General features: G+C 61.4%; 14 protein-coding genes. 4 read left to right on the top strand and 10 right to left on the bottom strand.

Annotated elements, in window-relative coordinates; genetic code table 11:
- Positions 1 to 190: 190 nt before the first annotated feature.
- Positions 191 to 1,018 (bottom strand): DUF427 domain-containing protein, encoded by an 828-nt coding sequence (locus PQQ51_RS25210; protein WP_408499590.1) that lies wholly within the window; start codon positions 1,016 to 1,018, stop codon positions 191 to 193.
- Between the two features lie 419 nt (positions 1,019 to 1,437).
- Here PQQ51_RS25210 and hutC point away from each other — a divergent pair, with 419 nt between their 5' ends.
- Positions 1,438 to 2,208 (top strand): histidine utilization transcriptional repressor HutC, encoded by a 771-nt coding sequence (hutC, locus tag PQQ51_RS25205; RefSeq protein ID WP_408499589.1) that lies wholly within the window; start codon positions 1,438 to 1,440, stop codon positions 2,206 to 2,208.
- On the opposite strand, the gene PQQ51_RS25200 is transcribed toward hutC, so the two are convergent.
- The 5 genes from PQQ51_RS25200 to PQQ51_RS25180 all read right to left on the bottom strand — a co-directional run bounded on the left by PQQ51_RS25200 (position 2,199) and on the right by PQQ51_RS25180 (position 5,872).
- Entirely contained in the window at positions 2,199 to 3,182 is a 984-nt protein-coding gene (locus PQQ51_RS25200) for a fatty acid desaturase (RefSeq protein WP_408499588.1), read from the bottom strand. The two genes, hutC and PQQ51_RS25200, sit on opposite strands and share 10 nt — an antisense overlap.
- 19 nt (positions 3,183 to 3,201) lie before the next feature.
- Complete coding sequence (locus PQQ51_RS25195) at positions 3,202 to 3,648, bottom strand: ExbD/TolR family protein (protein ID WP_408499587.1); 447 nt, start codon at positions 3,646 to 3,648, stop codon at positions 3,202 to 3,204.
- A 2-nt stretch (positions 3,649 to 3,650) separates the two neighbouring features.
- Entirely contained in the window at positions 3,651 to 4,457 is an 807-nt protein-coding gene (locus PQQ51_RS25190) for a MotA/TolQ/ExbB proton channel family protein (RefSeq protein ID WP_408499586.1), read from the bottom strand.
- Positions 4,458 to 4,492: 35 nt separating this feature from the next.
- The gene (locus PQQ51_RS25185) at positions 4,493 to 5,242 is read right to left on the bottom strand and encodes a TonB family protein (RefSeq protein ID WP_408499585.1); all 750 of its coding nucleotides are present in this window, start codon (positions 5,240 to 5,242) and stop codon (positions 4,493 to 4,495) included.
- A 165-nt stretch (positions 5,243 to 5,407) separates the two neighbouring features.
- Entirely contained in the window at positions 5,408 to 5,872 is a 465-nt protein-coding gene (locus PQQ51_RS25180; RefSeq protein ID WP_408499584.1) for a MarR family winged helix-turn-helix transcriptional regulator, read from the bottom strand.
- A 243-nt stretch (positions 5,873 to 6,115) separates the two neighbouring features.
- Between PQQ51_RS25180 and PQQ51_RS25175 the strand changes: the two genes are divergently transcribed.
- Positions 6,116 to 7,087: an amidohydrolase family protein gene (locus tag PQQ51_RS25175; RefSeq protein WP_408499583.1), complete on the top strand. Its 972-nt coding sequence runs from the start codon at positions 6,116 to 6,118 to the stop codon at positions 7,085 to 7,087.
- Positions 7,088 to 7,135: 48 nt separating this feature from the next.
- Positions 7,136 to 8,518, top strand: coding sequence for an MFS transporter (locus tag PQQ51_RS25170; protein ID WP_408499582.1), 1,383 nt, complete (start codon positions 7,136 to 7,138; stop codon positions 8,516 to 8,518).
- 92 nt (positions 8,519 to 8,610) lie between these two features.
- On the opposite strand, the gene PQQ51_RS25165 is transcribed toward PQQ51_RS25170, so the two are convergent.
- From PQQ51_RS25165 to PQQ51_RS25155, 3 genes are read right to left on the bottom strand one after another with little or no spacing between them, the layout of a single operon-like run.
- Complete coding sequence (locus tag PQQ51_RS25165) at positions 8,611 to 9,678, bottom strand: maleylacetate reductase (protein ID WP_408499581.1); 1,068 nt, start codon at positions 9,676 to 9,678, stop codon at positions 8,611 to 8,613.
- Positions 9,665 to 10,018 (bottom strand): Dabb family protein, encoded by a 354-nt coding sequence (locus PQQ51_RS25160; RefSeq protein ID WP_408499579.1) that lies wholly within the window; start codon positions 10,016 to 10,018, stop codon positions 9,665 to 9,667. The genes PQQ51_RS25165 and PQQ51_RS25160 overlap by 14 nt, the downstream gene beginning before the upstream one ends.
- Positions 10,015 to 10,899, bottom strand: coding sequence for an intradiol ring-cleavage dioxygenase (locus PQQ51_RS25155; RefSeq protein ID WP_408499578.1), 885 nt, complete (start codon positions 10,897 to 10,899; stop codon positions 10,015 to 10,017). The genes PQQ51_RS25160 and PQQ51_RS25155 overlap by 4 nt, the downstream gene beginning before the upstream one ends.
- Positions 10,900 to 11,019: 120 nt before the next feature.
- Between PQQ51_RS25155 and PQQ51_RS25150 the strand changes: the two genes are divergently transcribed.
- The gene (locus PQQ51_RS25150) at positions 11,020 to 11,940 is read left to right on the top strand and encodes a LysR family transcriptional regulator (protein ID WP_408499577.1); all 921 of its coding nucleotides are present in this window, start codon (positions 11,020 to 11,022) and stop codon (positions 11,938 to 11,940) included.
- A 39-nt stretch (positions 11,941 to 11,979) separates the two neighbouring features.
- Here the strand turns inward: PQQ51_RS25150 and PQQ51_RS25145 are convergent, their stop codons facing one another.
- On the bottom strand, positions 11,980 to 12,249 hold the full coding sequence (locus PQQ51_RS25145; RefSeq protein WP_408499576.1) for a hypothetical protein: 270 nt from the start codon (positions 12,247 to 12,249) through the stop codon (positions 11,980 to 11,982).
- Positions 12,250 to 12,319 lie beyond the last annotated feature (70 nt).

Genomic DNA, 12,319 nt, shown 5'->3' with positions numbered 1-12,319 from the left:
TTCAGATAACACGGTAATTCCCCTCTTTATATTTTCAAGTTAGTTTTCAACTAAAACGACAACCGTCGACGCACCGGCGCTCGCTGAGAAACGACCGCGCGCAAAAGTCCGTCGGGTGCGCTGCGATGAAGGCGCCCGAAGGAAGACGAATCCGGAAAAGGTTCTGGCGGCAGGCCGCCTGGTCAGATCGCTACGGCGTTGGTTTCGAACCGTAGAAGCGGCCGCGATTCAGGTAATCGAGTACTGAAAAATTCCACTCGCCGACGTCGAGCGGCTCACCGTCGACCTCGAAGCGATCGACCCGCTCGGGGAAAAACGCCAGCAGTCCGGCGATTTTCGACATCTCCGTGAACGGCGACGAATACGTCCAGACCACGTCCTGGCGCGTGCGGCCGTCGATGGAGATCGACCAGTAACGCGCGGCCCCTTTATAAGGACAATGCGTGACCGTTCGCGTGGGCTCGAGCAGATCGGTGCGCACGTCCTGCAACGGCAGGTAGTAAAGCGCCGGCACGCCCGTCTCGAACACCACGATCGGATGATGCGAATCCGCGACCACCACGTCGTCCACAATCACGCGCACATGGCGGCTGCTCGCCAGCGCATCGATACGCTTGTACGGATCGCGTGCGTGCGAATGCGAGAACAGCTCTTCATCTTCCTCGTACCAGACGTCGACCGCGCGCCAGTCAAACGCGTAGTAGTCCGTCAGCCGCTCGCCGACATCGGTGCTCGGGCGCGTGTAACGCCACACCGCGTTCTCCGACCAGTGCTCGCCGTATTTCAGGTCCCAGTACCGCGCGTCGCCCTTGCCCGGACAGTTTGTCGTGGTATCCGATGGATGCAGCAGATCGTCGCGCACCTGTTCGACAGGAACGTAATACACCGGCACATGTCCGCGCTCATGGACCAGCAACGCGTCGCGCGTGTCGACCAGTGTCTGCCCCGCGAAAATCACCTTGACCCGGCGGAAACTGGGTTCGATAAAAACGTCGTAGGGATGCAGTGAGTCGCTCATTGAGAGTAGGGTTTTGTGTGACACCAATCTTCGCTTTCCACGCGCATGAGGAACAGCCCCCGCCTCAGTTGCCCGTCGGACTTGCATCACGTTTCAAGTGTTGAAATCAAGCTATCGCCTGGCAAGCCGGCGACGCACGCCAACTTGATTAATCAAGTCGATCATACCAATGCATCGAACCTGGCCGAATCAACATTTCATGCTAAGGATTTTCTTTTATTCCCGGGTGCTGCTATCGCGTACGCCTACCTGTTCCGGCAATCGGAGTATCGAGCGAGGATCGGAACGACGCAGTAGAATTGCGGAATTCAACCTGCCGCTGTTCGCCAGTTCACGTGCTGCGCGCAGCGTGATCCATCAGGGTTATGCGCAGGTCAACATCCATTCAAGAACTTCACTTCGACCAAGGCTCACGCGCAATGGAATCGCGACGACCACCCGGCTACCGGGAATCCGAGATCAAGACTCGCATCGAAGCAACCGTCGACCTGAAAACCGCGCCTGTCTACGAACAGATCAAGAGCTATGTCCGCGAATGCATCACCACCGGCGCGTGGAAACCCGGCGATCTGATCTCATCGGAGAACGAACTCGCCAAGCAGTTCGGCGTCGCGCGCATGACAGTGGCGCGTGCGTTACGTGAACTCGCGAATTCCGGACTCGTGACCCGCAGGCAAGGTACCGGCACTTTTGTCGCCACGCCGCGCCACGAATCCACGCTGGCCGAAATTCTCAGCATCGACGAAGAAATTCGCAGCCGCGGGCGCCGCTATTCAGCGAAGGTGCTCAGCCTCGATCCGACCGACGAGCCCGCCGCGTTGACCTCGCTGCGATGTACATCCAAACAGGTCTATCACTCGCGAATCGTGCATTTCGAAGACGGCGTGCCGATCCAGTACGAAGACCGCTATGTGCATCCGAAACTCTTTCCGCACTATCTCAGCCAGGACTTCACGAAACAGACGCCGGGCAGTTACATGATTCTGGTGGCGCCGGTGCAGCGCGTCGAATTCAAGATTTCCGCGCAGGTGCCGAACGTACCCATGCGCCGCCGTCTGCAAATGGAAAACGGCGATCCTTGTCTCGTGCTGTGGCAGCGTGCCTGGGTCGGCGACCAGATCGCGACCGCGGTGAACCTGTGGCACCCCGCCCCGCGCTTCGAATTTTCAGGGCAAGCGAGTTATCGCTGATTCATTTCAGACGGCGCCGCTTCTCCGGCGTACGGATGCACCACCGCGTCGGTTGTGCGAAACGCGTAGAGGGACAGCAATTCTCCATAGCCACCCGTCATTCTGAATCCCTCGCATTTCTCGATATATTCGGCGCGACGCATCGCATAGACGGTGGGCAGTTGATACCACGACAAAGCCGGCAGATCGTGGTGCACCAGGTGATAGTTGTTGTTCAGATAGAGCAGTCGCATCAGCGGGCCGGCCTCGTTGATCACGATGCGCGCGCTGCTGGTCGGCGCGGCCTTGTGCTCGTACAGCGAACGCACCATCGCGAGAGACTGCGCCGGCCACGATACGACCAGAAGGTAGTACCAGGCGGGCATGCCGGTCCACCGCTGTATCGCGAACAGCATCACGCCAACCAGTGTGCCGTGCGCCAGCCACATGGGTACGTACCGGTAATCGCCTGAGCGCCATTCGCGCAGCGTGTCCATGACGATGCCGAACACGGCTATCGGCGGGCCGACAAGCAGACGCCCTGACAGCGTCTTGCGCGCACGCCACAGCAAACGCTGCCAGGGCGGCATCCGCGCCCAATGCTCCGCGCTGACATAGTTGCTCTCCGGATCGATGCCCGGCACCGTGAGGTCCTCATCCTGGTGATGCCGCAGATGGCTGTCGCGATACAACGTATACGGATACCAGACGGCAAGCGGCGCATAACCGAGTAGCTTGTTCACGCGGACGGAGCGCGTCGGGTGTCCATGCAGCAATTCGTGCTGCACGGACATGTACCACGCACACAGCACGACGAGCAATACTGTCGCGGTCGGCAAGCGAATCGCGCCGGCACCGAGCAGCACGAGTGTGCCGCCCCACCCCCCATACACTGTCACCAGCACCAGCCAGGTGGGCCATTCCGAGCGGCCCGTGAAACTGGCTTGCAATCGCTTCACCCCGCGCCGGTGAGCGTCGTCAAAATACGCTGACATGAATTTCCTGAACTATTTGTCAGTTGCTCTTCGGCGGCTCTGAAACGAGCGCTATCTTCGAGAAGCCGGCGTCGCTGATCGAACCCATCGTGCGAATCACGCTGCCGTACGACAACGCTTTGTCGCCATGCAAATCGATCTCGCGCGACTTGTCCCCGCCTGCCGCGCTATCCAGCGTTTGACCCAGCGATGCCGCACTGACTTCCGTTTTATCGACGAACACTTTTCCGTCGCCGGTCAACGAGACCTGAATGGGCGCATGCTCTTCCTTGAGCGGCTGCGCCTGACTGGTCGGCAGGTCGACCTTGACGCCCGAGGTCATCAGCGGCGCCGCGACCATGAATACGATCAGCAGCACGAGCATCACATCGACCAGCGGCGTGACGTTGATCTCGCTCACCGGTGCGGCGACGACCGCGTTGCCGTAAGCGTTACGCGTGTTGCGCGAACCGAGGTTGACGGCCATGGTCAACCCACCTGAGCCGAAAGACCCACAGCCGTGTCGTGCGAGCGTGCCGTCGCGGTTTGATTCGTCGCTTTCGGTGTGCGTGGTTCGTCGTCGGAACCGATCGTCGACTGCCCTGCATCCACGAGGCGCGCCAGTTGAATCTCGACCACGCCGGTCAAGGTCCCAAGACGATTCGCATAACTGTTCAATTCGCCGCTCGCGCGGTTGTATGCGATCACGGCCGGAATCGCGGCGACGAGGCCCAGCGCCGTCGCGAACAACGCTTCGGCGATCCCCGGCGCGACCACCGAGAGGCTCGTATTGTTCGATGCCGCAATACCCTGGAATGCGTGAATGATCCCCCACACCGTGCCGAACAAGCCCACGAACGGGCTCACCGAACCGATCGTCGCCAGCAGGCTCAGCCCACGTTGCGCCGTCTCCAGTTCGACTCCGGTCGCCAGTTGCGCGACGCGGCCAAGGCGGTCCTTGAGTCCGTCGCTGCCGCGCGCGTCGTTCACCACGCCTTGTGCGTGGCTTTCATCCCACTCGTTGAGCACCGCACGATAGATGCGCGAGAATGGATCGGCCGGCTGTCGAGCCGTTTCAGCCGACAGCTTCGCGAGCGGGTGACGGTTCTGCAAGACGCGCAACCATTGGTCGGCCTGGCGCTTGAGCTTGCCGAAGCGGATCAGTTTGTCGCCGATCACGGCCCAGCTCACGACCGATGCGAGCGCCAGCAAAACGATGATGGCCTTCACGACGATGTCGGCGTGCAGGAACAGATTCCACGGAGACAGCTGCCCCGACAGATTCGCTACGTTCATTCGAATTTCCTCCAGAGAAAAGCTGCTAATAACGATCAATCGGCAATCGTGTACGCGATGACGCCCGTCAACTGATAGGTCGCACCGCCCAGATCAGGTAGCTTTGGAAACGGCGCTGCCGCGCGAATCGCGTCTTCCGCGGCCTGATCGAGTATCGGTTCGCCCGACGACTGCAAACGGCAATCGAGCAGGCGGCCGTCGGGGCTCATCGTCAGCGTGTAGCGCACGCGGCCCTGCAACTGCCGTACTCGCGCGGCGCGCGGGTAATGGTTGACGGCCTGCGCGTTGATGCGCGCATAGACCTGATTGACGTAATCGGTGGGAATACCGCTCATGCCGACCACTGCCGGGGGTGCGGGCGGCGCGGGTGGCGCCGACTGCACCGGCGCTGCCGGCTGCGGCGCAGCGGCGTCCTGCTGCGGTTCGGCCGCCTGCTGTGGCGGCGCAACCGCCGCCACAGCAGGCTTCTCGACATGCGCGGGCTTCGGCGGCGCGATGCGGCGAGGCGGCGGACTGATGCTGCGCGGCTGGCTCGGCGTCGGCACTGCTACGGGCTTGTTCGGCGCGGGCACAGGCTGCGGCTCCTGAGCAGGCGCAACCAGCGTGAGCCGAATCGTTTTCTCGACCGGCGGCGCCTCGGGCTTGTGCTGCGCAAGCAGGATTAATGCGGCCAGAGCGGACGCGTGAAGCGCAACCGAGCAGCCGATTCCAAGTCTTTTCGAATGACCTTGTTGTGGCGACGTCGAACCGTCTGTCGGATAGGTCGGGAAAGAGGCGAGGTTCATTGCGGGCGGTCCGGCAACACCGTCCCAGCGATAGCGGGACGGTTGACTATGGTTGATTAATCAACCTGAGTCTAGCGAAACGACCCCATCAAACCAAGGAAGCATTTGAGAAAAGCTTATGCCGGTATCCGACCTCCGCATGTGAACGGCACGAAGACGCGAAGATCACGCGAGCGGAGCGACATTCTCGTATAAACGGTTGAGCAGATCGCGCAGCACCTTGATCTCGGACTTCGTAAAGCAGTTCACCGCCACCACCTCGTAGTGCTCGGCGAGCGGCACGATCTCCTGCGTCAGGCGTGCGCCGTCCGCGGTCAGCGACAGGCGGATCGCCCGTCCGTCCTCTTCGTTCTTCTGACGGAACACCAGCCCTTGCGCAACCAGCCGGTCGACGATGCGGGAAAGCGCCGACATGTCGACGCAGGCCGTCACCACCAGCTCGGACAGACGCTGGTGCGGCGTATGTCCGAGCGAAGCGCAAACGCGCCACTCCGTCAGGCTCAAGCCGTAGGGCTTCAGCGCCTTCGCAAATGCGTTGCCCATGCGGCTACCGGTTCGCGCAACCAGATAGGGAATTGCCGCTTCGAGATCATGGTCGACCTTGATCGCTGCCTCAGTTCGTTTGGCCATGTTCGGTTTGCCTGAAAAATCCGGGGTTCGAATGTAGTTGCAGTTTCAAGTATATCGCTCCGGAGCGTGGCCGCCACAACGTGTCGCAAGGAACCCGTTTCATGCCAGGGTATTCCCGACTTCATGTTTGATAAATCAAGCATATACTCGGCTCGACTTAATTGATTTTTCAAATATATACGGACAAAACAGCGCAACTGCCACGCTTGGGCGTTGCCTCTCACCCTCGTCGGAGTACCTGAAATGAAAGACAAAATTGCATTGGAAGAACACTTCGCAATCGACCTGACGATTGCCGATTCGCAAGTCTATGCACGCCCGGAGATGTGGACGCACCTGCGCAGCAACCTGCTGGACTTCGAGAATCAACGCCTGGACCAGATGGATCAATGGGGCACCGAACTGTCGATCCTGTCGTTGAATTCGCCGGCTGTGCAGTCCATTCCCGATGTCGGCCGGGCGATCGACGTTGCACGGCATGCGAACGACATTCTTGCCGAGCAGATTCAGCGGCACCCCACCCGCTTCGGCGGTTTTGCCGCATTGCCGATGCAAGACCCGGAAGCGGCCGCGCGCGAACTCGAGCGCTGCGTTGCCGAGCTCGGCTTTCATGGCTTTCTCGTCAACGGTTTCTCGCAGGTCGGCGACGAGCAAACGGTTGTCTACTATGACGCGCCGCAGTTCAACGACTTCTGGGCCCACGCCGCGGCGCTCGGCAAACCGTTCTATATGCATCCGCGCGATCCGCTCGCGAGCCGCGAGCCGATTTACGACGACCGCCCGTGGCTGACCGGACCGACATGGGCGTTCGCCGTCGAAACGGCCGCGCACGCGCTGCGGCTGATGTCGGGCGGCCTGTTCGACCGCCACCCGGCACTCCAGATGATTCTCGGCCACTTCGGCGAGGGCATTCCCTTCAACGTCTGGCGCATCGACCATATCCTGCGCAAAGGCCGGCGCGGCATGCCGTGCGAGCGCGAGATCGGCAACTATCTGCGCGAAAACGTGTACATCACGACAAGCGGCAATTTCCGCACGCCGACATTGCTGTCGACGATGCTGGAAGTCGGCAGCGACCGGATCATGTACTCCGTCGACTATCCTTTCGAGAAACACGAAGATGCGGCGGGCTGGTTCGATCGCTGCGAAATCAGCGAGAACGACCGTCGCAAGATCGGACGCGACAACGCACGCCGTCTGTTCGGCCTGAAATAACAGGTAGCATCGCCGAACGCAACGGCGCGCTGTTCACCGGGAGCCTGTATGAACGCTGAGCGACTCGACGGAAATGTCGTCCCCGTCGGATCTGACGATGCCATCGATATTTCGGCGGTAATCGACCGCCGGCCGATCGGCCGCTTCCAGATCGGAATAATGATCCTGATCGGGCTGTCGGTCGTGATGGATGGATTCGACGTACAGGCGATGGGTTTCGTCGCGCCGTCCGTGATGCATGCGCTGGGCGTATCGCGCTCCGCGATGGGGCCGGTGTTCGGCACCAGCCTGATCGGCATGCTGATCGGCTCGCTGGTGCTTGGGCCGGTCGCCGACCGGATCGGCCGCCGGCCCGTACTGATCGGCGCGACCGCGTTTCTGTCGTTGTGCATGCTCGCTACATCGCTCGCGTCCACGCTGCCGCAACTGTTGATTCTGCGCTTCATTACCGGCCTCGGTATGGGCGGGATCATGGGAAACGCGATCTCTCTCGTCAGCGAATACAGTCCGGCGCGCAAACGCGTCACGTTGATGATGTGGGTATCGTGCGGCTTCACCGGCGGCGCCGTTTTCGGCGGCGTCGTTTCGGCTGCGGTAATTCCGCTGTGGGGTTGGCAGGCGGTGTTCGTATCGGGCGGCATCGTTCCGCTGCTGGTGGCGCTGGCGATGCTCACGTTTCTGCCCGAGTCGATGCAGTTTCTCGCGTTGCGTGGGCGCGATCTGCATCAGGTCGCGTTCTGCCTGAACAAAATCGATCCGTCTATCGACGCATACGGAAACCACCGCTATCGTGTTCATGAATCGACTCATCAAGGTGCGCCGGTCCGCGCGCTTTTTGCGTCGGGCCGCGCGGCCACGACGCTGCTGCTCTGGGGCATCAATTTCCTGAATCTGCTCGATCTGTTTTTCCTCGCGAACTGGCTGCCGACGATTGCCACCGACGCCGGCTACGACGTGTCGAGCGCGGCCATTGCCGGAACGCTGCTGCAAATCGGCGGCGTAGCGGGCACCATCGCGATGGGTCCGATGATCGATCGCTGGGGCTTCTCCCGCGTGCTGGTGCCGTGTTACCTGATCGCCGCATTGTCGATCGCGGCGATCGGCCAGAGCGCCCATGCGTCGTTTCTGCTGTTGCTGGTGTTCGTGACGATTAGCGGCTTCGGCATCGTCGGCGGGCAGCCGGCCAATAACACGCTGTCGGCCACGCTCTATCCGACCACGCTGCGCGCGACCGGCGTGGGATGGAGCCTCGGGATCGGACGCGCGGGATCGATCGTCGGTCCGATAGCTGCGGGCATTCTGATGGAGTTGCACTGGTCGTCTTCCAGGCTGTTCATCGCGGCGGCCGTTCCCGCGCTGCTTTCAGCGACGATGCTGATCGTACTGTCGCGCAGGAAGCTGCCCGCGATGATTGCGACGCGGCGAGAGTGAGAGCGAGAGCGAGAAGCGGCACGATAAAAAAGCGGCGCAAAGCATGGCTTTGCGCCGTTTTCATGAGAACCGGCTTTTACTTCTGCACGACGTTAAACACGCGGCGCAACGCCATCGAAAGCATCCTGAAGAAGCGCACGAATCGCCGCATATTCGACAGCACGCGGATTCCAGTAAGGATTCGCGCACGCCAGTTCCGCCGCGCGATCGAGTTGCGCACCGTCCATCCCGATGTCCTTCAGTCCGAGCGGCGCACCATTGGCGCGCGCGAGTTCGTAGACACCCAGCGCCGCATTGTCATGACCGACCGCACGCGCGATTCTGCGCATCGCGTCCGGCGCGGCCTTGTCGTTATAGGCAAGCGCGTGCGGCAGCACGATCGTATGAGTCTGCGCATGCGGCAGGTTGAAACTGCCGCCGAGCGTATGACACAGCTTGTGGTGCAATGCCATGCCCACATTGCCGAGCACGGTTCCACACAGCCACGCGCCATACAGTGCGTCAGCGCGCGCGTGCAGATCGCCCGAATCCGCAACGACACCGGGCAACGCACGCGCGATCGCCGCGATACCCTCTTCCGCCATCAGATTCATCACCGGGTTGGTGTCGCGCGCATAGAGACCTTCGGCCGCGTGCGCGATCGCATTGATCGCGCTCGTGACCGACAGATCGACCGGCAGCGAAACGGTCAGTTCGGGATCGTAGATAACGGTGCGCGGCAGAACCCGCAGGTCGGTCCCGGTTCGCTTCAGGCTGTTTTCAGTCAGACCGTAAATCGGCGTCATTTCGCTGCCGGCGTAAGTCGTCGGCACGGCCAGGATCGGCAAACCCGATTCCAATGCAATGGCTTTACCGAGCCCGATCGTCGAGCCGCCGCCCACCGCAATCGCACAGTCCGCGCCCAACGCGGCCGCCTGTTCGCGCGCTTCGATCGCGAGCGCCATCGGCACATGCATCGCGGCGCGATCGAAAATGCCGACCGCGCGCGAGCCGAGCCGCGCGGCAAGCGCTTCACCGATATCGCGCTGCTGCGGCGTGCAGAGAATCAACGCGCGCTGGGCGTTCAGATTCAGTACTTCGCGTTCGAGATGCTGCAAACTGCCGGCGCCGAATACGACACGAGCGGGCCGCGCGTTGTAGACGAAATCATGTAGGGGCATGCGTGGAATCCTGACGTTGCGTATTGGCGTCGACCTGATAGTCGACCTGATAATCGACCTGAAAGCGGGCAATCCGGACATCGCCCAGCACCTGCTTCACCCTTAAATGTTCGGGATGCTGAGCATAGTTGTCGAGCGCCTGCTGCGATTCGAAATCCGTCACGAGTACGACATCGCACGCATAATCCACCGCGCTCGAATCGAGCCCGATCTCCAGATGCGTCATGCCGGGAATCCGTCCGCGCAGGCCCTCGAAACTTTTCTTGACGAGTTGCCGCGACGCGGCCTTTTCTTCCGGCGTATCGCCGCGAACCCGCCACATCACGATATGGCGAATCATGCGTCACTCCCGGTCGGGTTGAGAACAAAGTCGTAATCGAGCGTGTGGAACGGAATATCCATCGGCGTGCCGTCCGGAGCAATGCCCGGCTCGTGCCCGACCCATTCGACGATCAGTTTCGAGCGAACGCCGAACACGGAATCGGAATCGAGGTATTGATCGCCGGCGCGAAACACGTGCGTAATGAGCGGCTCATAGCCTTGCGCCTTGATCCAGAAATGCAGATGCGCGGGCCGCCACGGATGCCGGCCGAGCGCATCGAGCATCCGGCCGACCGGGCCGTCGTAAGGGATCGGATAAGCCTCGGCCAGAATCGAGCGAAAGTGGAAACTGCCGTCCGCTTGCGTGCAGACCTTGCCGCGGGCACTGTGCGTCATGTCGCCGACTGCGTCCGTGACTTTCTGCACATCGTAGTAACCGTCTTCATCCGACTGCCACACATCGACCCACGCGCCCACCACCGGCTCGCCGTCCACACCGCGCACGCGGCCACTCACGAAGCACGGCGAACCCGGCGCGCCGTTCGACAGATCGGCGCCGTTTTCGAACAGCGGCGCGCCGTCGACGAAGAAAGGCCCCAGCACCGTCGCCTCGGTGCACACGGCGGGCTTGCGATTGTTCTGGGTCGTGACCAGCATCGACAGACCGAGCGTGTCCGACAGCAGCACGAATTCCTGCCGTTTGTCGTCGGTGATGTGACCGACGTCGGTCAGGAACTGGATGGCGTGAAACCATTCCTGCTCGGTCAGTTCGACATCGCGGGCGAACGCGTGCAGGTGCTGCACGAGGCTCGTCATGATCCGATGCAGCCGTTTATCGCCGCAGCCGTCCATGGACGCGAGTACCGCCTGGGTAATGGTGTCTTCGCTGATATTGCGCATCGTGGGTCTCCGGAACATAGGCGTTATGCCATTTTTGATTGTCGAATGTTAAGCGCCATGCGGGAGGAAAAAAACACGCTATAGTGAAATGATATTTCCACCCAGCGGAAGAATCCCGGCATGGACCGATGGACCCAGATTCATTTTTTTGTTCTGACGGCTGAAACAGGGAGCCTGTCGAAGGCCGCCGAGCGTCTCGACATGTCCAACGCGGCGGCCAGCCGCACGCTCGCGGCGCTCGAGGACCGCCTCGGCGCGCGCCTGATCGAACGCACGACCCGGCGGTTGTGGCTGACCGACGCCGGACGCGAATATCACCGTCGCTGCGTGGCGATTCTTGCGGAGATGGCCGAGGCAGACGCGGCCGCCGGCGACGCCACGGTAAATCCGCGCGGCACGTTGCGCGTGACCAGCTCCGTATCGTTCGCGATGATGCAGCTCGCGCCGTGGCTGCCCGAATTCAATGAACAGTATCCCGAACTATCGGTGGAGATCGTCGCGGCCAACCGTTACCCCGATTTCATCGAAGCCGGCATCGACGTCGCGATCCGCACGCGCGAGCACGAAGGCGATTCAGGCATCACGGTCAGACGGCTTGCGGAAACCCGGCGGGTTCTCGCGGCGTCTCCAGGCTATCTGGCGAAGCACGGCCGCCCGAAAACGCCGGAAGATCTCGCGCGTCACCGGATGCTGGTGTACGACCTCGCGGTCGACCCGTACGTACTGCATCTTTCGCGAGACGCCGAGACACGCGACGTTCCGATCGTCAGCGCGCTCGATTCGAACGAAGGCCAGGTGATCTGCGCCGCGGGCAGGGCCGGCATGGGCATCGTAATCCAGCCGCTCTACATCATCCACGACGAAATCGTCGCAGGACGGCTCGTGCCGATATTGAACGACTGGCAACTGCCGCGCCTGACGATCAATCTCGCGTACCAGAGCCGCCGGCACCAGCCCGCGAAAATTCGCGTATTCACGCAGGCATTGATCGATCGCTTCGAGCGACTGGAACTGACAAGAAAATGGACCGAGAAGATGTAGCGTTTGCGCGAGCGGCATCGCTGCGTTTGAACCGGCGACTCAGCGCCGTTTTCCTGGCTTTTCCACTCGGGCCTTCGCGGCGCGCATTGCCTCATCGAAGGTCGCTTCGGTCGCCACATGCCGATGGTCGACCGACACCAGCCAACTGCCGTGGGCAACGCACCACCTTATGCGCGAGTCTTGCAGCAGCAGCGAAAACCACCGCCAAAGGCTGGCATCTTCCATATTGGCGATCGCGAGTCCCCGCAGGCGGACGATCTCTAGCGGATCCAGACGTTCGTTACGGACGGTTGAAAGTGAAAAGGTCATAGCGGTCGCCAGGCTTCTCAGCACGGACATCACGAGGATTGATCGAAAACGATTTCGATAACAGCATAGC

The organism is Paraburkholderia xenovorans, from assembly GCF_046030735.1.
In the GTDB taxonomy this organism is placed as follows: domain Bacteria; phylum Pseudomonadota; class Gammaproteobacteria; order Burkholderiales; family Burkholderiaceae; genus Paraburkholderia; species Paraburkholderia xenovorans_A.
The sequence above is the reverse complement of the archived record's forward strand: the minus strand, read 5'-3'. Positions and strand labels throughout refer to the sequence as shown.

Coding starts and splice junctions, on each gene's coding strand:
- PQQ51_RS25210 (WP_408499590.1), bottom strand. CDS start 1,018: ATGAGCGACTCACTGCATCCCTACGACGTTTTTATCGAACCCAGTTTC.
- hutC (WP_408499589.1), top strand. CDS start 1,438: ATGGAATCGCGACGACCACCCGGCTACCGGGAATCCGAGATCAAGACT.
- PQQ51_RS25200 (WP_408499588.1), bottom strand. CDS start 3,182: ATGTCAGCGTATTTTGACGACGCTCACCGGCGCGGGGTGAAGCGATTG.
- PQQ51_RS25195 (WP_408499587.1), bottom strand. CDS start 3,648: ATGGCCGTCAACCTCGGTTCGCGCAACACGCGTAACGCTTACGGCAAC.
- PQQ51_RS25190 (WP_408499586.1), bottom strand. CDS start 4,457: ATGAACGTAGCGAATCTGTCGGGGCAGCTGTCTCCGTGGAATCTGTTC.
- PQQ51_RS25185 (WP_408499585.1), bottom strand. CDS start 5,242: ATGAACCTCGCCTCTTTCCCGACCTATCCGACAGACGGTTCGACGTCG.
- PQQ51_RS25180 (WP_408499584.1), bottom strand. CDS start 5,872: ATGGCCAAACGAACTGAGGCAGCGATCAAGGTCGACCATGATCTCGAA.
- PQQ51_RS25175 (WP_408499583.1), top strand. CDS start 6,116: ATGAAAGACAAAATTGCATTGGAAGAACACTTCGCAATCGACCTGACG.
- PQQ51_RS25170 (WP_408499582.1), top strand. CDS start 7,136: ATGAACGCTGAGCGACTCGACGGAAATGTCGTCCCCGTCGGATCTGAC.
- PQQ51_RS25165 (WP_408499581.1), bottom strand. CDS start 9,678: ATGCCCCTACATGATTTCGTCTACAACGCGCGGCCCGCTCGTGTCGTA.
- PQQ51_RS25160 (WP_408499579.1), bottom strand. CDS start 10,018: ATGATTCGCCATATCGTGATGTGGCGGGTTCGCGGCGATACGCCGGAA.
- PQQ51_RS25155 (WP_408499578.1), bottom strand. CDS start 10,899: ATGCGCAATATCAGCGAAGACACCATTACCCAGGCGGTACTCGCGTCC.
- PQQ51_RS25150 (WP_408499577.1), top strand. CDS start 11,020: ATGGACCGATGGACCCAGATTCATTTTTTTGTTCTGACGGCTGAAACA.
- PQQ51_RS25145 (WP_408499576.1), bottom strand. CDS start 12,249: ATGACCTTTTCACTTTCAACCGTCCGTAACGAACGTCTGGATCCGCTA.